This is a genomic window from Leclercia adecarboxylata (assembly GCF_023639785.1).
Taxonomy (GTDB): Bacteria; Pseudomonadota; Gammaproteobacteria; order Enterobacterales; family Enterobacteriaceae; genus Enterobacter; species Enterobacter adecarboxylatus_D.
On sequence record NZ_CP098325.1, the window covers coordinates 214,982 to 234,663 of the forward strand.

Genomic DNA, 19,682 nt, shown 5'->3' on the forward strand with positions numbered 1-19,682 from the left:
CCTACAGCGGGAGCAGTGAATGTAAATTACGCGTTAACGAGAAATAACTCAAGCCGGTCGGGCGACGTTATCTTCGTTGCTTGCTTTCAGATTGTGATCCAGCGCGAGGGCGATCAGGTTGTCTTCCAGCGTAAATCGTTGCGCCAGCGCCTCGCCGATATCAGAGAGCGCCTGCTGAAATTCCAGATAATTGTCCTGATCGATGGCATTTTCGAGCGTGGAGTCGTAATAATCCATGATTTGCTGAGTGTTGGCTTCCAGCAGAGGGTAGAGTTTCGTGGCCGCTAAAAACGGGCTGTTACCTTCCATTTCACTGATAATGCGTTCATAAATATTGAAATGGCCGTTGGAAAGGTAGTCGACCAGGCTCTGGCAAAAATCGTCCAGCGCTTTTTCATTGAGGCGCATGTAGGACTCTTTACCCGGTTTAATGCCAACGAGGTTGTAGTAGGCAACGAGCAGATGTTTACGCACGTGCAGCCAGCGATCGACCAGTTTGTTACTTCCACCAACGCGCTCTGTCAGGTTTTCTAGCTGGTTTAGCATGTTTGACTCCGCAAGGTTAAGATTAAAAGCTGCCCACCCAAAATGTAATAGTATTGTTACCAACATGCCTGTGAAGCAAAGGTAGTGCAATAGATATGGATCGTATAATTGAAAAATCGGATCGCGGCTGGTGGTTAATCAGCCATGATCAAAAATTATGGTTGCCCGGTGGTGAATTACCACATGGCGAAGCCGGAAATTTCGATCTTGCGGGTCAACCCGCATTAAAAATTGGCGAGTGGCAGGGCGATTCTGTGTGGTTGATCCAACAAAATCGTCGTCACGATATGGGCTCGGTACGCCAGGTGCTCGATCTTGATGTCGGCCTCTTCCAGCTGGCCGGTCGCGCTGTGCAGTTGGCCGAGTTTTATCGCTCGCATAAATACTGCGGCTACTGCGGACACACCATGCACCCCAGTAAAACCGAATGGGCCATGCTCTGCAGCCACTGCCGCGAACGCTATTACCCGCAAATCGCGCCCTGTATCATCGTCGCCATCCGCCGTGAAGACACCCTCTTACTGGCGCAACATACCCGCCATCGCAACGGGGTCCATACCGTGCTGGCCGGGTTTGTCGAAGTGGGCGAAACGCTGGAGCAGGCCGTCGTGCGTGAAGTGATGGAGGAGAGCGGTATCAGGGTGAAGAACCTGCGCTATGTCACCTCCCAGCCGTGGCCGTTCCCGCAGTCGCTGATGACCGCCTTTATGGCCGAGTATGACAGCGGCGAGATCGTCATCGATCCGAAAGAGTTGCTGTCAGCCGACTGGTATCGCTACGACGATTTACCGCTGCTCCCGCCACCCGGCACCGTGGCCCGCCGCCTGATAGAAGATACCGTGGCAATGTGTCGGGCTGACGATATCTGAGACGTGATACACTGGGAATAAGACGCTTAAGGAACTGCAAAAATGACCGAACTGAAGAACGATCGTTATCTGCGTGCGCTGCTGCGCCAACCCGTTGATATCACCCCGGTATGGATGATGCGCCAGGCGGGCCGCTATTTACCGGAATATAAAGCCACGCGCGCGCAGGCGGGTGATTTTATGTCGCTGTGCAAAAATGCGGAGCTGGCCTGTGAAGTGACCCTTCAGCCGCTGCGCCGCTATCCGCTGGACGCGGCGATCCTCTTCTCAGACATCCTGACCATCCCGGATGCGATGGGGTTGGGTCTGTACTTTGAAACCGGCGAGGGCCCGCGCTTCTCTTCTCCCATCAAGAGCAAAGCGGATATCGACAATCTGCCGATCCCGGACCCGGAGCAGGAGCTCGGTTATGTGATGAACGCGGTGCGCACTATTCGCCGCGAGCTGAAAGGCGAAGTGCCGCTGATTGGTTTCTCCGGCAGCCCGTGGACGCTGGCAACCTACATGATTGAAGGCGGCAGCAGCAAAGCCTTTACCGTTATCAAGAAGATGATGTATGCCGATCCGCTGGCGTTGCATGCCCTGCTCGATAAGCTGGCGAAAAGCGTCACCCTCTATCTGAACGCGCAAATTAAAGCGGGCGCGCAGTCGGTAATGATCTTCGATACCTGGGGCGGGGTGCTGACGGGCCGCGATTATCAGCAGTTCTCGCTCTATTACATGCATAAAATCGTCGATGGCCTGCTGCGTGAAAACGAAGGCCGCCGCGTGCCGGTAACGCTGTTTACCAAAGGCGGAGGCCAGTGGCTGGAAGCAATGGCAGAAACCGGCTGTGATGCCCTGGGCCTTGACTGGACTACCGATATCGCCGATGCGCGCCGTCGCGTGGGTGACAAAGTCGCCCTGCAGGGCAACATGGATCCGTCTATGCTCTATGCTCCGGCCGCCCGTATTGAAGAAGAAGTCTCGACCATTCTGGCAGGCTTCGGTCAGGGCGAGGGCCATGTCTTTAACCTGGGGCACGGTATTCATCAGGATGTTCCGCCAGAGCATGCAGGCGTGTTTGTGGAGGCGGTACACCGACTTTCTGCCCAGTATCACCCGTAAGGAGTCGTTATGGATCTTGCGTCACTTCGCGCTCAACAACTTGAACTCGCTGCGTCTGTATCCCGTGAGGATCGTCTGGATAAAGACCCGCCCCAGCTGATTGCGGGGGCCGATGTCGGGTTTGAGCAGGGCGGAGAGGTGACGCGGGCGGCAATAGTGCTCCTGACGTACCCCGATCTGGAGCTGGTCGAGCACCAGGTGGCGCGCATCGCCACCACCATGCCGTATATTCCCGGCTTCCTCTCTTTTCGTGAGTATCCCGCGCTGCTGGCCGCGTGGGATCAGCTCTCGCAAAAACCCGATCTGCTTTTCGTCGATGGGCACGGCATCTCTCATCCGCGTCGTCTCGGCGTCGCCAGCCATTTTGGTCTGCTGGTGGATGTGCCGACCATCGGCGTGGCGAAAAAACGCCTCTGCGGCAAGTTTGAGCCGCTGTCGCCCGAACCCGGCGCGCTGGCACCGCTAATGGATAAAGGCGAGCAGCTGGCGTGGGTCTGGCGCAGCAAAGCCCGTTGCAACCCGCTGTTCGTCGCTACTGGCCATCGCGTCAGTACCGATAGCGCCCTGGCGTGGGTCCAGCGCTGTATGCGGGGCTACCGGCTGCCGGAACCGACCCGCTGGGCCGATGCGGTAGCTTCCGGTCGCCCGGCTTTTGTTCGTTGGCAGGAAATTCAGCGCTGATTCAGGTAAACTGCGGCCAATTTTCGATTCGAGACATCATCATGTTACAAAACCCGATTCACCTGCGCCTTGAAAAGCTGGAAAGCTGGCAGCACGTCACTTTTATGGCCTGTCTGTGCGAACGTATGTATCCGAACTACGCCATGTTCTGCAAGCAGACTGAATTTGGTGATGGTCAACTGTATCGCCGTATTCTCGATCTGGTATGGGAAACGCTGACGGTCAAAGATGCGAAGGTGAACTTCGACTCCCAGCTCGATAAGCTGGAAGAGGCGATCCCGGTTGCCGATGACTATGATGTCTATGGCGTCTACCCGGCCATTGATGCCTGTGTGGCCCTAAGTGAACTGATTCACTCGCGTCTGAGTGGCGAAACTCTGGAACATGCCATCGAAGTCAGCAAGGCCTCTATCACCACTGTGGCGATGCTGGAAATGACTCAGGCAGAACGTGAAATGACCGATGAAGAGCTCCGTCTGAACCCGGCCGTTGAGCAGGAATGGGACATCCAGTGGGAAATTTTCCGATTGCTGGCCGAGTGTGAAGAACGCGATATCGAACTGATTAAAGGTCTGCGTGCAGACTTGCGTGAGGCAGGCGAGAGTAACATTGGTATAAATCTTAACCAGTGAGACAACAAAACGTGATTTAACGCCTGTTTTGTCATGCCTCTACTCTTCCCTTCTGCCCCCCGTCTGGTCTACATTTGGGGGGCGAAAATAAGTGGCTATCGGTGCGTGTATGCAGGAGAGTGCTTTTTTGGCATTTTCGTCGCACTCGATGCTTAGCAAGCGATAAACACATTGAAAGGATAACTTATGAACAAGACTCAACTGATTGATGTAATTGCGGACAAAGCTGACCTGTCTAAAGTACAGGCTAAAGCTGCTCTGGAATCCACCCTGGCTGCAATTACTGAGTCTCTGAAAGAAGGCGATGCTGTACAACTGGTAGGTTTCGGTACCTTCAAAGTGAACCACCGCGCTGAGCGTACTGGCCGCAACCCGCAGACCGGTAAAGAAATCAAAATCGCTGCAGCTAACGTGCCAGCATTTGTTTCTGGCAAAGCACTGAAAGACGCAGTTAAGTAAGCCGCGTAGCAGTGAACAGTTTTATCGAGGGGGCGGTTTCGCCCCTTTTGTCTGTCTGGCGGCATGTCCTGGCGCTGGCGGGCGTGCTTGTACTGACCGCCTGTAGTCATGACTCCTCCCTGCCGCCCTTTACCGCCAGCGGCTACGCTGACAATCAGGGCGCTGTACGCGTCTGGCGCAAAGATTCAGACGACGAAGTGCATCTCCTCTCCGCTTTTAGCCCCTGGCATAGCGGCAGTACCACCACCAGTGAATACCGCTGGCAGGGCGATACGCTCGCTTATATCGACGTGAACATCTACAGCAAAGTCCCCGAGCACGTGCGGGTACGTTTTGACGACCACGGTGAGCTGAGCTTTATGCAGCGCGAAATCGGTGGTCTTAAACAGCAGCTCTCTACCGATCAAATCGAGCTTTACCGCTACCGGGCTAATCAAATTCGCCAGACCAGCGACGCGCTGAGACAGGGAAGAGTGGTGCTTTATCAGGGGCGCTGGCATGCCGACGGCACGGTTACCACGTGCGAAGGCCAGACCCTGAAGCCGGATCTCGATAGTTGGGCAACGGGACACATTGCACGCCGTCAGAGCCATTCCTCTATGGAAGTGAGCGTGGCGTGGCTGGAAGCGCCTGAAGGGTCACAGCTGCTGCTGGTGGCTAACGAAGATTTCTGTACCTGGCAGCCGACAGAGAAAAGTTTTTAAGTCCCTCTCCCCTGTGAGGAGAGGGTTAAGGTGAGGAGAAAAATTACTTCCCCTGCTCCCGGGCAATCGCACGATAACCAATATCGTTACGGCTGAAGCTACCGTTCCAGTGAATATTCGTCATCAGCGCATAGGCGCGTTGCTGCGCTTCTGCGACGGTATTGCCCAGCGCCGTAGCACACAGCACGCGTCCACCGTTAGTCAGCACCCGTTCGTCATCAGACAGCGTAGTACCCGCATGGAATACCTTCGCTCCTTCGATTTCTTCCAGCGGCAGGCCGTGGATTTGATCGCCGGTGTTGTAGTTGCCCGGATAACCGCCCGCAGCAATCACCACGCCCAGAGAAGCGCGCTCGTCCCACTCGGAGGTCTTCTGGTCCAGCTTGCCTTCGCAGGCGGCCAGACATAGCTCCACCAGATCGGACTTCATGCGCAGCATGATCGGCTGAGTTTCTGGGTCGCCAAAGCGGCAGTTAAACTCGATAACTTTCGGGTTGCCCTGCTTGTCGATCATCAGGCCCGCGTACAGGAAGCCGGTGTAGGTGTTGCCCTCGGCAGCCATTCCTTTTACGGTTGGCCAGATGATGCGATCCATGGTGCGCTGGTGAACTTCATCCGTGACCACCGGAGCAGGGGAGTATGCGCCCATGCCGCCAGTATTCGGGCCGGTATCGGCATCGCCAACGCGCTTATGATCCTGGCTGGTGGCCATCGGCAGCACGTGCTCGCCGTCAACCATGACGATAAAGCTCGCCTCTTCGCCGTCGAGGAACTCTTCGATAACGATACGGTGGCCCGCGTCGCCAAACGCATTCCCTGCCAGCATATCCTGGACAGCGGCTTCGGCCTCTTCAAGCGTCATTGCCACGATCACGCCTTTACCGGCGGCCAGGCCATCGGCCTTAATCACAATCGGGGCGCCTTTCTCGCGCAGGTAGGCCAGCGCTGGCTCCACTTCCGTGAAGTTCTGATACTCCGCGGTCGGAATGTTGTGGCGCGCGAGGAAATCTTTGGTGAAGGCTTTTGAGCCTTCGAGCTGTGCGGCACCTTCGGTCGGGCCGAAGATGGTCAGGCCAGCTGCGCGGAACGCGTCAACCACGCCAATGACCAGCGGAGCTTCCGGACCGACGATGGTCAGGTCGATTTTCTCATTCTGGGCAAAGCTCAGCAGCGCCGGAATATCGGTCACGCTGATAGCGACGTTCTGCAGGGCAGGCTCGAGAGCAGTACCGGCGTTACCCGGTGCCACAAAGACGGTTTTCACCTGCGGAGACTGCGCCGCTTTCCACGCCAGGGCGTGCTCACGCCCGCCGTTACCAATCACTAATACTTTCATTCTCTGCTCCGGGAATTAATGGCGGAAATGACGCATGTCGGTGAAGATCATCGCGATACCGTGTTCATCGGCAGCGGCAATCACTTCGTCATCACGGATAGAGCCGCCAGGCTGGATTACACAGGTGATACCCACCGCTGCAGCAGCGTCGATACCGTCACGGAACGGGAAGAAGGCGTCAGAGGCCATGGCAGACCCTTTCACTTCCAGACCTTCATCACCCGCTTTAATACCGGCGATTTTCGCGGAGTAGACGCGGCTCATCTGGCCTGCGCCTATGCCGATGGTCATGTTCTCTTTTGCATATACGATGGCGTTGGATTTCACGAACTTCGCCACTTTCCAGCAGAACAGCGCATCACGCAGCTCCTGCTCGCTCGGCTGACGTTTAGTGACTACGCGCAGGTCGGCTTCTGTCACCATACCCAGGTCGCGATCCTGAACCAACAGGCCGCCGTTCACACGCTTGAAGTCCAGGCCCGGAACACGTTCTGCCCACTGACCGCAAACCAGAACGCGCACATTCTGTTTTGCAGCGGTGATTTTCAGGGCTTCTTCTGTGGCAGAAGGAGCGATAATCACTTCCACAAACTGGCGGGAGATGATTGCCTGTGCGGTTTCGGCATCCAGCTCGCGGTTAAAGGCAATAATGCCGCCAAACGCAGAGGTAGGATCGGTTTTATAAGCGCGATCGTAAGCATCCAGAATAGAGGTGCTTACCGCCACGCCGCATGGGTTGGCATGTTTAACGATAACGCAGGCAGGCTCGCTGAACTCTTTCACGCACTCCAGTGCCGCGTCGGTGTCAGCGATGTTGTTATAGGAGAGCGCCTTGCCCTGCACCTGCTGTGCCGTGGCAACAGAGGCTTCTTTTACCTCTTCTTCTATATAGAAGGCTGCCTGCTGGTGGCTGTTCTCACCGTAGCGCATATCCTGCTTCTTGATGAAGTTCAGGTTCAGGGTGCGGGAGAAGCGGCCGGAAGGATCTTTGCTTTCGCCGTGGTAGGCAGGTACCAGGCTACCGAAATAGTTGGCGATCATGCTATCGTAAGCGGCGGTGTGTTCAAAGGCTTTAATGGCGAGGTCGAAACGGGTCTCGAGATTCAGTGAGCCTTCGTTGGCATCCATCTCTTTAATGATGGCCTCGTAGTCACTGCTCTTTACTACGATGGCGACATCTTTATGGTTCTTCGCCGCGGAGCGCACCATGGTTGGGCCGCCAATATCGATGTTCTCTACCGCATCTTCCAGAGAGCAGCCTTCACGGGCTACGGTCTGGGCGAACGGATACAGGTTAACAACGACCATGTCGATCGGTGCGATCCCGTGTTGATCCATAATTCCGTCGTCCTGACCGCGGCGGCCCAGAATGCCGCCGTGAACTTTCGGGTGCAGGGTTTTGACGCGTCCATCCATCATTTCCGGGAAACCGGTGTAATCGGACACTTCGGTTACCGGCAGGCCTTTATCTGCCAACAGGCGAGCAGTACCGCCAGTGGACAGCAGCTCTACGCCACGTGCAGAAAGTGCCTGAGCGAATTCGACGATACCGGCTTTATCAGAAACACTGAGCAGAGCGCGGCGGACTGGACGACGTTGTTGCATGGTAAATCCCCTGGATTTGACGATTACAGAGAGCGTTAGGTGAATTTTCCACATAAAAACTCAACTAACACACCTGGCGGGGTCACTTTATTAAGCGCGAGCATTTTAACGAAAACGTTTGCGCAACGCTCGCATATTTTCACTTTTTCGTAGCATTGTGGATAAGTCTGTGTGTAAACAGGTATAAGGCGGGGTTTTGCTGGGGAATGCAGCAGTCAGTCATTTTTCTGTCATTTAAGGGTTGCGGCCTCAGGAGAACTCCCTATAATGCGCCTCCATCGACACGGCGGATGTGAATCACTTCACACAAACAGCCGGGCCGGTTGAAGAGAAAAGCGTGAAATAATCGCTTGACTCTGAAAGAGGAAAGCGTAATATACGCCACCTCGCAACGGTGAGCGAAAGCCGCGTTGCACTGCTCTTTAACAATTTATCAGACAATCTGTGTGGGCACTCAAAGTGACATGGATTCTTAATGTCTTCGGACAATAAATGAATACCAAGTCTCTGAGTGAACATACGTAATTCATTACGAAGTTTAATTCACGAGCATCAAACTTAAATTGAAGAGTTTGATCATGGCTCAGATTGAACGCTGGCGGCAGGCCTAACACATGCAAGTCGAACGGTAGCACAGAGAGCTTGCTCTCGGGTGACGAGTGGCGGACGGGTGAGTAATGTCTGGGAAACTGCCTGATGGAGGGGGATAACTACTGGAAACGGTAGCTAATACCGCATAACGTCGCAAGACCAAAGAGGGGGACCTTCGGGCCTCTTGCCATCAGATGTGCCCAGATGGGATTAGCTAGTAGGTGGGGTAACGGCTCACCTAGGCGACGATCCCTAGCTGGTCTGAGAGGATGACCAGCCACACTGGAACTGAGACACGGTCCAGACTCCTACGGGAGGCAGCAGTGGGGAATATTGCACAATGGGCGCAAGCCTGATGCAGCCATGCCGCGTGTATGAAGAAGGCCTTCGGGTTGTAAAGTACTTTCAGCGAGGAGGAAGGCATTGTGGTTAATAACCACAGTGATTGACGTTACTCGCAGAAGAAGCACCGGCTAACTCCGTGCCAGCAGCCGCGGTAATACGGAGGGTGCAAGCGTTAATCGGAATTACTGGGCGTAAAGCGCACGCAGGCGGTCTGTCAAGTCGGATGTGAAATCCCCGGGCTCAACCTGGGAACTGCATTCGAAACTGGCAGGCTAGAGTCTTGTAGAGGGGGGTAGAATTCCAGGTGTAGCGGTGAAATGCGTAGAGATCTGGAGGAATACCGGTGGCGAAGGCGGCCCCCTGGACAAAGACTGACGCTCAGGTGCGAAAGCGTGGGGAGCAAACAGGATTAGATACCCTGGTAGTCCACGCCGTAAACGATGTCGACTTGGAGGCTGTGCCCTTGAGGCGTGGCTTCCGGAGCTAACGCGTTAAGTCGACCGCCTGGGGAGTACGGCCGCAAGGTTAAAACTCAAATGAATTGACGGGGGCCCGCACAAGCGGTGGAGCATGTGGTTTAATTCGATGCAACGCGAAGAACCTTACCTACTCTTGACATCCAGAGAACTTTCCAGAGATGGATTGGTGCCTTCGGGAACTCTGAGACAGGTGCTGCATGGCTGTCGTCAGCTCGTGTTGTGAAATGTTGGGTTAAGTCCCGCAACGAGCGCAACCCTTATCCTTTGTTGCCAGCGGTTAGGCCGGGAACTCAAAGGAGACTGCCAGTGATAAACTGGAGGAAGGTGGGGATGACGTCAAGTCATCATGGCCCTTACGAGTAGGGCTACACACGTGCTACAATGGCGCATACAAAGAGAAGCGACCTCGCGAGAGCAAGCGGACCTCATAAAGTGCGTCGTAGTCCGGATTGGAGTCTGCAACTCGACTCCATGAAGTCGGAATCGCTAGTAATCGTAGATCAGAATGCTACGGTGAATACGTTCCCGGGCCTTGTACACACCGCCCGTCACACCATGGGAGTGGGTTGCAAAAGAAGTAGGTAGCTTAACCTTCGGGAGGGCGCTTACCACTTTGTGATTCATGACTGGGGTGAAGTCGTAACAAGGTAACCGTAGGGGAACCTGCGGTTGGATCACCTCCTTACCTTAAAGAACCTGCCTTTGCAGTGCTCACACAGATTGTCTGATGAACGTAAAGAAGCAAGACGGCTGCGAAGTCGTGACACTCCGTGTCCCCTTCGTCTAGCGGTTAGGACTCCGCCCTTTCACGGCGGCAACAGGGGTTCGAATCCCCTAGGGGACGCCACTTGCTGGGTGTGAGTGAAAGGCACAACCAATCAGTATCTCAAAACTGGCTTACGAGTCACGTTTGAGATATTTGCTCTTTAAAAATCTGGATCAAGCTGAAAATTGAAACGACACACCGTGTCTGTTCTCCGTAAACAGGAACAGAATCAGGTGTGTTCGAGTCTCTCAAATTTTCACAATCACGACGATGAATCGAAAGAGACATCTTCGGGTTGTGAGGTTAAGCGACTAAGCGTACACGGTGGATGCCCTGGCAGTCAGAGGCGATGAAGGACGTGCTAATCTGCGAAAAGCGCCGGCGAGGTGATATGAACCTTTGACCCGGCGATGTCCGAATGGGGAAACCCAGTGCAATCCGTTGCACTATCGTTAACTGAATACATAGGTTAACGAGGCGAACCGGGGGAACTGAAACATCTAAGTACCCCGAGGAAAAGAAATCAACCGAGATTCCCCCAGTAGCGGCGAGCGAACGGGGAGCAGCCCGGAGTCTGAATCAGCTTGTGTGTTAGTGGAACGGTCTGGAAAGTCCGACGGTACAGGGTGATAGTCCCGTACATGAAAGCACACTTGCTGTGAACTCGAAGAGTAGGGCGGGACACGTGGTATCCTGTCTGAATATGGGGGGACCATCCTCCAAGGCTAAATACTCCTGACTGACCGATAGTGAACCAGTACCGTGAGGGAAAGGCGAAAAGAACCCCGGCGAGGGGAGTGAAAAAGAACCTGAAACCGTGTACGTACAAGCAGTGGGAGCACCTTCGTGGTGTGACTGCGTACCTTTTGTATAATGGGTCAGCGACTTATATTCTGTAGCAAGGTTAACCGTATAGGGGAGCCGAAGGGAAACCGAGTCTTAACTGGGCGTTAAGTTGCAGGGTATAGACCCGAAACCCGGTGATCTAGCCATGGGCAGGTTGAAGGTTGGGTAACACTAACTGGAGGACCGAACCGACTAATGTTGAAAAATTAGCGGATGACTTGTGGCTGGGGGTGAAAGGCCAATCAAACCGGGAGATAGCTGGTTCTCCCCGAAAGCTATTTAGGTAGCGCCTCGTGAACTCATCTCCGGGGGTAGAGCACTGTTTCGGCTAGGGGGCCATCCCGGCTTACCAACCCGATGCAAACTGCGAATACCGGAGAATGTTATCACGGGAGACACACGGCGGGTGCTAACGTCCGTCGTGAAGAGGGAAACAACCCAGACCGCCAGCTAAGGTCCCAAAGTCATGGTTAAGTGGGAAACGATGTGGGAAGGCACAGACAGCCAGGATGTTGGCTTAGAAGCAGCCATCATTTAAAGAAAGCGTAATAGCTCACTGGTCGAGTCGGCCTGCGCGGAAGATGTAACGGGGCTAAACCATGCACCGAAGCTGCGGCAGCGACACTATGTGTTGTTGGGTAGGGGAGCGTTCTGTAAGCCGTTGAAGGTGAACTGTGAGGTTTGCTGGAGGTATCAGAAGTGCGAATGCTGACATAAGTAACGATAAAGCGGGTGAAAAGCCCGCTCGCCGGAAGACCAAGGGTTCCTGTCCAACGTTAATCGGGGCAGGGTGAGTCGACCCCTAAGGCGAGGCCGAAAGGCGTAGTCGATGGGAAACAGGTTAATATTCCTGTACTCGGTGTTACTGCGAAGGGGGGACGGAGAAGGCTATGTTGGCCGGGCGACGGTTGTCCCGGTTTAAGCATGTAGGCGGAGGTTCCAGGTAAATCCGGTACCTTTTTAACGCTGAGGTGTGATGACGAGGCACTACGGTGCTGAAGTAACAAATGCCCTGCTTCCAGGAAAAGCCTCTAAGCATCAGGTAACAACGAATCGTACCCCAAACCGACACAGGTGGTCAGGTAGAGAATACCAAGGCGCTTGAGAGAACTCGGGTGAAGGAACTAGGCAAAATGGTGCCGTAACTTCGGGAGAAGGCACGCTGATATGTAGGTGAAGCCCCTGCGGGTGGAGCTGAAATCAGTCGAAGATACCAGCTGGCTGCAACTGTTTATTAAAAACACAGCACTGTGCAAACACGAAAGTGGACGTATACGGTGTGACGCCTGCCCGGTGCCGGAAGGTTAATTGATGGGGTTAGCGGCAACGCGAAGCTCTTGATCGAAGCCCCGGTAAACGGCGGCCGTAACTATAACGGTCCTAAGGTAGCGAAATTCCTTGTCGGGTAAGTTCCGACCTGCACGAATGGCGTAATGATGGCCAGGCTGTCTCCACCCGAGACTCAGTGAAATTGAAATCGCTGTGAAGATGCAGTGTACCCGCGGCAAGACGGAAAGACCCCGTGAACCTTTACTATAGCTTGACACTGAACACTGGTCCTTGATGTGTAGGATAGGTGGGAGGCTTTGAAGCGTGGACGCCAGTCTGCGTGGAGCCATCCTTGAAATACCACCCTTTAATGGCTGGTGTTCTAACGTAGACCCGTAATCCGGGTTGCGGACAGTGTCTGGTGGGTAGTTTGACTGGGGCGGTCTCCTCCTAAAGAGTAACGGAGGAGCACGAAGGTTAGCTAATCCTGGTCGGACATCAGGAGGTTAGTGCAATGGCATAAGCTAGCTTGACTGCGAGAGTGACGGCTCGAGCAGGTGCGAAAGCAGGTCATAGTGATCCGGTGGTTCTGTATGGAAGGGCCATCGCTCAACGGATAAAAGGTACTCCGGGGATAACAGGCTGATACCGCCCAAGAGTTCATATCGACGGCGGTGTTTGGCACCTCGATGTCGGCTCATCACATCCTGGGGCTGAAGTAGGTCCCAAGGGTATGGCTGTTCGCCATTTAAAGTGGTACGCGAGCTGGGTTTAGAACGTCGTGAGACAGTTCGGTCCCTATCTGCCGTGGGCGCTGGAGAATTGAGGGGGGCTGCTCCTAGTACGAGAGGACCGGAGTGGACGCATCACTGGTGTTCGGGTTGTCATGCCAATGGCACTGCCCGGTAGCTAAATGCGGAAGAGATAAGTGCTGAAAGCATCTAAGCACGAAACTTGCCCCGAGATGAGTTCTCCCTGACCCTTTAAGGGTCCTGAAGGAACGTTGAAGACGACGACGTTGATAGGCCGGGTGTGTAAGCGCAGCGATGCGTTGAGCTAACCGGTACTAATGAACCGTGAGGCTTAACCTTACAACGCCGAAGCTGTTTCGGTGTGGATTTGAGACGATTTTCAGCCTGATACAGATAACAGAATTTGCCTGGCGGCTGTAGCGCGGTGGTCCCACCTGACCCCATGCCGAACTCAGAAGTGAAACGCCGTAGCGCCGATGGTAGTGTGGGGTCTCCCCATGCGAGAGTAGGGAACTGCCAGGCATCAATTAAAGCCGAGAGCCCGTCCGCAAGGACGGGCTTTTTGCGTTTATGCCTTTCCCGGCCTGCCTGTTCCCTCCTTGAAACTTTCTCACCTATTGCCTGCGGACTCGACATTTGCGCAATTCCTGGTTATTGTCAGCTATCTGGATGTCTAAACGTTTATACGTATGCTGTGAGGATATAAGGTTATGCCGATTCGGGTGCAGGACGAGCTACCAGCCGTCAATTTCTTGCGTGAAGAAAACGTCTTTGTGATGACGGCTTCGCGCGCTACAGGTCAGGAAATTCGTCCCCTGAAGGTGCTTATCCTTAACCTGATGCCAAAGAAAATCGAGACGGAAAATCAGTTTCTCCGCTTGCTCTCTAACTCCCCGTTGCAGGTCGATATTCAACTCCTGCGTATTGATGCGCGCGAGTCCCGCAATACGCCTTCAGAGCATCTCAATAACTTCTACTGTAACTTTGAAGACATCCGTAATGAGAACTTCGATGGCCTGATCGTTACCGGTGCGCCGCTTGGTCTGGTGGAATTCAACGACGTGGCCTACTGGCCGCAGATCAAGCAGGTGCTGGAGTGGGCCAAGGATCATGTCACCTCCACGCTGTTCGTCTGTTGGGCGGTCCAGGCGGCACTCAACATTCTTTACGGCATCCCTAAGCAAACCCGCACTGAAAAGCTCTCTGGCGTTTATGAGCACCATATTTTGCATCCTCATGCGCTGCTGACGCGGGGCTTTGATGACTCCTTCCTTGCCCCTCACTCGCGCTATGCCGATTTCCCGGCGGCATTGATTCGTGATTACACCGATCTCGAGATTCTGGCGGAAACGGAAGAGGGCGATGCCTATCTGTTTGCCAGCAAAGACAAGCGCATCGCTTTCGTCACCGGCCACCCGGAATACGATCCCGATACCCTGGCGAGCGAATATTTCCGTGATGAAGAAGCGGGTTTAAATCCGGACGTTCCGTACAACTACTTCCCGCAAAACGATCCGCAGAATAAACCACGTGCGACCTGGCGCAGTCATGGCAACCTGCTGTTTACTAACTGGCTCAACTACTACGTCTACCAGATCACGCCATACGATCTGCGCCACATGAATCCGACGCTGGATTAATCCTCTGGGGATCCTCATCCTGTAGCGTTTCAGCACTCCAGTTAAGGCACCTTCGGGTGCCTTTTTTATTTCCGAAATTCACCCCGCTCGAAAAGATATTTTTAATTTCATTAATATCAAGTGCTTACTTTCTATTTTAATTAAAAATGGAAATAGTTTTTGATTTTAATGTGAGACTGGATAATCTTAATTCTGCTGAACGAAAACTACACAACGATCTTTTCGTTCGCGTGGGGGAATGAATTCGGATCAACGACGAGGAGCAGTGGAATGAATCAACAGGCAACCATCATCGAGGAGCTGGCCTTTACTCAACCCTTTGGCGACAAGGAGAAGCAGGTACTGACCGCCGATGCCGTTGAGTTTCTTACCGAGCTGGTAACCCGCTTCACGCCAAAACGTAATAAATTAATGGCGGCACGTATCCAGCAGCAGCAGGACATTGATAACGGAAAGCTGCCTGGCTTTATTTCGGAAACCGCTTCCATTCGTGAAGGAAACTGGGCGATCCGCGGTATTCCGCAGGATCTGCAGGACCGACGCGTCGAGATCACCGGCCCGGTAGAGCGCAAAATGGTGATCAATGCGCTGAATGCTAATGTGAAGGTCTTTATGGCGGACTTTGAGGATTCGCTGGCGCCAGACTGGAACAAAGTGATTGAAGGCCAGATCAACCTGCGTGATGCGGTTGACGGCACCATCAGCCACACCAATGAAGCCGGGAAAATTTATCAGCTTAAACCTAACCCGGCGGTACTGGTTTGCCGCGTCCGCGGCCTGCATTTACCGGAAAAGCACGTCGTCTGGAACAATGAGGCGATCCCCGGGAGCCTGTTCGACTTTGCACTGTACTTTTTCCATAACCATAAAAATCTGCTGGCAAAAGGCAGCGGGCCTTACTTCTATCTGCCAAAAACGCAGTCCTGGCAGGAGGCGGCATGGTGGAGTGAGGTATTCAGTTATACCGAGGATCGTTTTGAACTGCCGCGCGGCACCATTAAGGCCACGCTGCTGATTGAAACCTTGCCGGCGGTTTTCCAGATGGACGAAATTTTGCATGCCCTGCGTGACCATATTGTTGGCCTGAACTGCGGCCGCTGGGATTACATCTTCAGCTATATCAAGACCCTGAAAAACCACCCGGATCGCGTCCTGCCGGATCGTCAGGTGGTGACGATGGATAAGTCTTTCCTGAGTGCCTACTCGCGTCTGCTGATCAAAACCTGCCACAAACGCGGCGCCTTTGCGATGGGTGGGATGGCGGCGTTTATTCCCAGCAAAGACAGCGAACGTAACGCTCAGGTGCTGAATAAAGTAAAGGCCGATAAAGAACTGGAGGCCAGTAACGGCCATGACGGTACATGGGTGGCACACCCCGGGCTGGCAGATACCGCCATGGAGGTGTTCAACCACATCCTGGGTGATAACAAGAACCAGCTGCACGTGACCCGCGAAGATGACGCTCCCGTCACTGCTGCACAGCTCCTGGAGCCCTGTGAGGGGGAACGCACCGAAGAGGGGATGCGGGCCAATATTCGCGTAGCCGTGCAGTACATCGAAGCCTGGATCTCAGGTAATGGCTGTGTACCGATTTACGGCCTGATGGAAGATGCCGCCACCGCCGAGATTTCCCGTACCTCTATCTGGCAGTGGATCCATCATCAGAAAACGCTCAGTAACGGCAAACCGGTGACCAAAGCCCTGTTCCGCCAGATGCTGTCAGAAGAGATGCTGAACATTCAGGAAGAGCTGGGCGAGCACCGCTTCAGCAGCGGCCGCTTCGACGCCGCCGCGCGCCTGATGGAGCAGATCACCACCTCAGATGACTTAATCGACTTCCTGACGCTGCCTGGCTATCGCCTGCTGGCCTGATTTCACCACATAACAATATGGAGCATCTGCACATGAAAACCCGTACCCAACAAATCGAAGCATTACAAAACGAGTGGACTCAACCGCGCTGGGAAGGCATTGAACGCCCTTATAGCGCCGAGGACGTGGTGAAATTACGCGGTTCAGTTAATCCTGAATGCACCCTGGCGCAGCTGGGCGCCGCCAAAATGTGGCGTCTGCTGCACGGCGAATCGAAAAAAGGCTACATCAACAGCCTCGGCGCGCTGACGGGCGGGCAAGCGTTGCAGCAGGCGAAAGCGGGCATCGAAGCGATCTATTTATCGGGCTGGCAGGTGGCGGCAGATGCTAACCTGGCTTCCAGCATGTATCCGGACCAGTCGCTCTATCCCGCGAACTCCGTCCCGGCCGTGGTGGAGCGCATCAACAACACCTTCCGCCGTGCGGATCAGATCCAGTGGGCGTCCGGCATTGAGCCGCAGGATCCACGCTTTGTGGACTACTTCCTGCCGATTGTGGCCGACGCCGAAGCGGGCTTTGGCGGAGTGCTGAACGCCTTTGAGCTGATGAAATCGATGATTGAAGCCGGTGCAGCGGCCGTACACTTCGAAGATCAGCTGGCCTCCGTGAAGAAGTGCGGGCACATGGGCGGCAAAGTGCTGGTGCCGACGCAGGAAGCGATCCAGAAACTGGTGGCTGCCCGTCTGGCCGCTGACGTTATGGGTGTCCCGACGCTGGTGATTGCCCGTACCGATGCCGATGCCGCGGACCTGATCACCTCCGATTGCGACCCCTACGACAGCCCGTTCATTACCGGCGAGCGCACCAGCGAAGGGTTCTACCGCACCCATGCCGGCATTGAGCAGGCCATCAGCCGCGGCCTGGCCTACGCGCCATACGCTGACCTGGTGTGGTGTGAAACCTCCACCCCGGATCTGGCGCTGGCGAAACGCTTTGCAGATGCCATCCATGCCAAATACCCGTGCAAACTGCTGGCCTACAACTGCTCGCCGTCCTTCAACTGGCAGAAAAATCTGGATGATAAAACTATCGCCAGCTTCCAGCAGGCGCTGTCGGACATGGGTTACAAATACCAGTTCATCACCCTGGCGGGCATTCACAGCATGTGGTTCAACATGTTCGACCTGGCGCACGCCTACGCCCAGGGCGAGGGCATGAAGCACTACGTCGAGAAGGTCCAGCAGCCGGAGTTCGCGGCAAGCCAGAAGGGCTATACCTTCGCCTCGCACCAGCAGGAGGTAGGAACAGGCTACTTCGACAGAGTGACCACCATCATTCAGGGCGGCGCCTCCTCTGTGACGGCCCTGACCGGGTCGACCGAAGAAGCGCAGTTTTAATCTTTTTCCCCTCTTCCCTTAGGGGAGAGGGTCAGGGTGAGGGGCTTTATGTCGCGTGGTCTGGAATTACTGATTGCCCAAACCATCCTGCAGGGCTTCGATGCCCAGTATGGCCGTTTTCTGGAGGTGACGGGCGGGGCGCAGCAGCGCTTTGAACAGGCTGACTGGCACGCCGTGCAGCAGGCAATGAAACAGCGTATTCACCTCTACGATCACCATGTGGGCCTGGTGGTGGAGCAACTGCGCTGCATTACCGGGAGTATCACTATTGATGCCGCTTTTTTGCTGCGGGTGAAAACTCACTACACCCAACTGCTGCCGGATTATCCGCGCTATGAGATTGCGGAAAGCTTTTTCAACTCGGTCTACTGTCGGCTGTTTGACCACCGCTCGCTCTCCCCGGAGCGGCTCTTTATCTTCAGCTCTCAGCCCGGGCAACGTTTTCGTACCCTGCCGCGTCCGCTGGCGAAAGACTTCTACCCCGAACAGGGCTGGGAAGCGTTGTTAACCAAAGTGCTCGCCGATCTGCCCCTGCGTTTGCCGTGGCAAAACCGCCCGCGTGATGTCGGGTATATCATCGCCCATCTGACCGAAACGCTCGGTGCAGAGATACTGCAAAATTGCCATCTGCAGGTGGCGAACGAACTGTTCTACCGCAACAAAGCCGCCTGGCTGGTAGGGAAACTGATGACCCCGGACGCCACGCTGCCGTTTTTACTGCCCATTCACCGCAGCGATGAAGGGGAGCTGGTGGTGGATACCTGCCTGACCACCAGCGCCGAGGCCAGCATTGTATTCGGCTTCGCCCGCTCCTATTTTATGGTGTATGCCCCCCTGCCAGGCGCGCTGGTGGGGTGGCTTCGCGAGATCCTGCCCGGTAAAACCACCGCCGAGCTTTACATGGCGATAGGCTGTCAGAAACACGCCAAAACCGAGAGCTATCGGGAATACCTGCACTATATCACCCAGGCGGATGAGCAGTTTATCGAGGCGCCGGGCATTCGCGGCATGGTGATGCTGGTCTTTACCCTGCCGGGCTTTGACCGGGTCTTTAAGGTGATTAAGGATAAATTCGCCCCGCAGAAAGAGATGTCTGCCGCCCACGTGCGCGCCTGCTATCAGCTGGTTAAGGAGCACGATCGCGTCGGGCGGATGGCGGATACCCAGGAATTTGAAAACTTTGTGCTCGATAAGCGGCAGATCGCGCCGGAGCTGATGGCGCTGTTGCTTCAGGAAGCGCCAGAAAAAATCAGCGATCTGGGGGACAAAATTATTATCAGCCATCTCTACATCGAACGCCGGATGGTGCCCCTCAACATCTGGCTGGAGCAGTCAGAGGGACAGGCGCTGCACGATGCAATTGAAGAGTATGGTAACGCCATCCGTCAGCTGGCGGCGGCCAATATCTTCCCGGGGGACATGCTGTTCAAGAACTTCGGCGTCACCCGGCACGGGCGGGTCGTGTTCTACGATTACGACGAGATCTGCTACATGACGGAGGTGAATTTCCGCGAGATCCCACCGCCGCGTTATCCGGAAGATGAGCTCGCCAGCGAGCCGTGGTACAGCGTCTCTCCGGGGGATGTCTTCCCGGAGGAGTTTCGCCACTGGCTATGCGCTGACCCACGCATCGGAAAGCTGTTTGAAGAGATGCATGCCGATCTGTTTCGCGCCGATTACTGGCGTGGCCTGCAGACGCGGATTAAGAACGGCCATGTGGAAGATGTTTACGCTTACCGGCGTAAGCAGCGGTTTAGCGTGCGGTGGTAAAAGCAAAACGGCAACCTTCAGGTTGCCGTTTTTAGTGTTTGTACCCTCTCCCTGTGGGAGAGGGCCAGGGTGAGGG

General features: G+C 54.8%; 13 protein-coding genes, 1 tRNA gene and 3 rRNA genes. 14 read left to right on the forward strand and 3 right to left on the reverse strand.

Annotated elements, in window-relative coordinates:
- Positions 1–48: 48 nt before the first annotated feature.
- Positions 49–546, reverse strand: a complete 498-nt coding sequence (gene rsd, locus NB069_RS01025; RefSeq protein ID WP_250587043.1) for a sigma D regulator — start codon at positions 544–546, stop codon at positions 49–51.
- Positions 547–641: 95 nt separating this feature from the next.
- Between rsd and nudC the strand changes: the two genes are divergently transcribed.
- The 6 genes from nudC (at position 642) to NB069_RS01055 (ending at position 4,998) form a co-directional block, all read left to right on the forward strand.
- On the forward strand, positions 642–1,415 hold the full coding sequence (gene nudC / locus NB069_RS01030) for an NAD(+) diphosphatase (protein WP_250587044.1): 774 nt from the start codon (positions 642–644) through the stop codon (positions 1,413–1,415).
- Between the two features lie 42 nt (positions 1,416–1,457).
- Positions 1,458–2,522: a uroporphyrinogen decarboxylase gene (gene hemE, locus NB069_RS01035; protein ID WP_250587045.1), complete on the forward strand. Its 1,065-nt coding sequence runs from the start codon at positions 1,458–1,460 to the stop codon at positions 2,520–2,522.
- A 9-nt stretch (positions 2,523–2,531) separates the two neighbouring features.
- The gene (gene nfi, locus NB069_RS01040) at positions 2,532–3,203 is read left to right on the forward strand and encodes a deoxyribonuclease V (protein ID WP_250587046.1); all 672 of its coding nucleotides are present in this window, start codon (positions 2,532–2,534) and stop codon (positions 3,201–3,203) included.
- Between the two features lie 41 nt (positions 3,204–3,244).
- Positions 3,245–3,835, forward strand: a complete 591-nt coding sequence (locus tag NB069_RS01045; protein WP_039028896.1) for a YjaG family protein — start codon at positions 3,245–3,247, stop codon at positions 3,833–3,835.
- A 186-nt stretch (positions 3,836–4,021) separates the two neighbouring features.
- A complete protein-coding gene (hupA, locus tag NB069_RS01050) occupies positions 4,022–4,294 on the forward strand; it encodes a nucleoid-associated protein HU-alpha (RefSeq protein WP_002445246.1) in 273 nt (90 codons plus the stop codon).
- Positions 4,295–4,305: 11 nt separating this feature from the next.
- Positions 4,306–4,998, forward strand: coding sequence for a DUF1481 domain-containing protein (locus NB069_RS01055; RefSeq protein ID WP_250587048.1), 693 nt, complete (start codon positions 4,306–4,308; stop codon positions 4,996–4,998).
- 43 nt (positions 4,999–5,041) lie between these two features.
- Here NB069_RS01055 and purD read toward each other — a convergent pair whose 3' ends face one another.
- The gene (gene purD, locus NB069_RS01060) at positions 5,042–6,334 is read right to left on the reverse strand and encodes a phosphoribosylamine--glycine ligase (RefSeq protein WP_250587050.1); all 1,293 of its coding nucleotides are present in this window, start codon (positions 6,332–6,334) and stop codon (positions 5,042–5,044) included.
- A 15-nt stretch (positions 6,335–6,349) separates the two neighbouring features.
- A complete protein-coding gene (purH, locus tag NB069_RS01065; protein ID WP_250587052.1) occupies positions 6,350–7,939 on the reverse strand; it encodes a bifunctional phosphoribosylaminoimidazolecarboxamide formyltransferase/IMP cyclohydrolase in 1,590 nt (529 codons plus the stop codon).
- 560 nt (positions 7,940–8,499) lie between these two features.
- On the opposite strand from purH, the gene NB069_RS01070 reads away from it, so the two are divergent.
- From NB069_RS01070 to aceK, 8 genes are all read left to right on the forward strand, one after another.
- Positions 8,500–10,039: ribosomal RNA gene (locus NB069_RS01070) — 16S ribosomal RNA — on the forward strand.
- An 87-nt stretch (positions 10,040–10,126) separates the two neighbouring features.
- Positions 10,127–10,201: transfer RNA gene (locus NB069_RS01075), tRNA-Glu, on the forward strand.
- 220 nt (positions 10,202–10,421) lie between these two features.
- Positions 10,422–13,326: ribosomal RNA gene (locus NB069_RS01080) — 23S ribosomal RNA — on the forward strand.
- Positions 13,327–13,393: 67 nt separating this feature from the next.
- A 5S ribosomal RNA gene (gene rrf / locus NB069_RS01085) occupies positions 13,394–13,509 on the forward strand.
- The 16S, 23S and 5S rRNA genes sit together here with 1 tRNA gene alongside, the layout of an rRNA operon.
- Before the next feature lie 188 nt (positions 13,510–13,697).
- Positions 13,698–14,627 (forward strand): homoserine O-acetyltransferase MetA, encoded by a 930-nt coding sequence (gene metA / locus NB069_RS01090; RefSeq protein ID WP_250587054.1) that lies wholly within the window; start codon positions 13,698–13,700, stop codon positions 14,625–14,627.
- A 270-nt stretch (positions 14,628–14,897) separates the two neighbouring features.
- A complete protein-coding gene (gene aceB, locus NB069_RS01095) occupies positions 14,898–16,499 on the forward strand; it encodes a malate synthase A (RefSeq protein ID WP_250587056.1) in 1,602 nt (533 codons plus the stop codon).
- 32 nt (positions 16,500–16,531) lie between these two features.
- On the forward strand, positions 16,532–17,836 hold the full coding sequence (gene aceA, locus NB069_RS01100; protein WP_250587058.1) for an isocitrate lyase: 1,305 nt from the start codon (positions 16,532–16,534) through the stop codon (positions 17,834–17,836).
- 48 nt (positions 17,837–17,884) lie between these two features.
- A complete protein-coding gene (gene aceK, locus NB069_RS01105) occupies positions 17,885–19,606 on the forward strand; it encodes a bifunctional isocitrate dehydrogenase kinase/phosphatase (RefSeq protein WP_250587060.1) in 1,722 nt (573 codons plus the stop codon).
- Positions 19,607–19,682 lie beyond the last annotated feature (76 nt).

Excerpts from the sequence above, each read along its gene's own strand:
- rsd (WP_250587043.1), bottom strand. The coding sequence starts at position 546 with ATGCTAAACCAGCTAGAAAACCTGACAGAGCGCGTTGGTGGAAGTAAC.
- nudC (WP_250587044.1), top strand. The coding sequence starts at position 642 with ATGGATCGTATAATTGAAAAATCGGATCGCGGCTGGTGGTTAATCAGC.
- hemE (WP_250587045.1), top strand. The coding sequence starts at position 1,458 with ATGACCGAACTGAAGAACGATCGTTATCTGCGTGCGCTGCTGCGCCAA.
- nfi (WP_250587046.1), top strand. The coding sequence starts at position 2,532 with ATGGATCTTGCGTCACTTCGCGCTCAACAACTTGAACTCGCTGCGTCT.
- NB069_RS01045 (WP_039028896.1), top strand. The coding sequence starts at position 3,245 with ATGTTACAAAACCCGATTCACCTGCGCCTTGAAAAGCTGGAAAGCTGG.
- hupA (WP_002445246.1), top strand. The coding sequence starts at position 4,022 with ATGAACAAGACTCAACTGATTGATGTAATTGCGGACAAAGCTGACCTG.
- purD (WP_250587050.1), bottom strand. The coding sequence starts at position 6,334 with ATGAAAGTATTAGTGATTGGTAACGGCGGGCGTGAGCACGCCCTGGCG.
- purH (WP_250587052.1), bottom strand. The coding sequence starts at position 7,939 with ATGCAACAACGTCGTCCAGTCCGCCGCGCTCTGCTCAGTGTTTCTGAT.
- metA (WP_250587054.1), top strand. The coding sequence starts at position 13,698 with ATGCCGATTCGGGTGCAGGACGAGCTACCAGCCGTCAATTTCTTGCGT.
- aceB (WP_250587056.1), top strand. The coding sequence starts at position 14,898 with ATGAATCAACAGGCAACCATCATCGAGGAGCTGGCCTTTACTCAACCC.
- aceA (WP_250587058.1), top strand. The coding sequence starts at position 16,532 with ATGAAAACCCGTACCCAACAAATCGAAGCATTACAAAACGAGTGGACT.
- aceK (WP_250587060.1), top strand. The coding sequence starts at position 17,885 with ATGTCGCGTGGTCTGGAATTACTGATTGCCCAAACCATCCTGCAGGGC.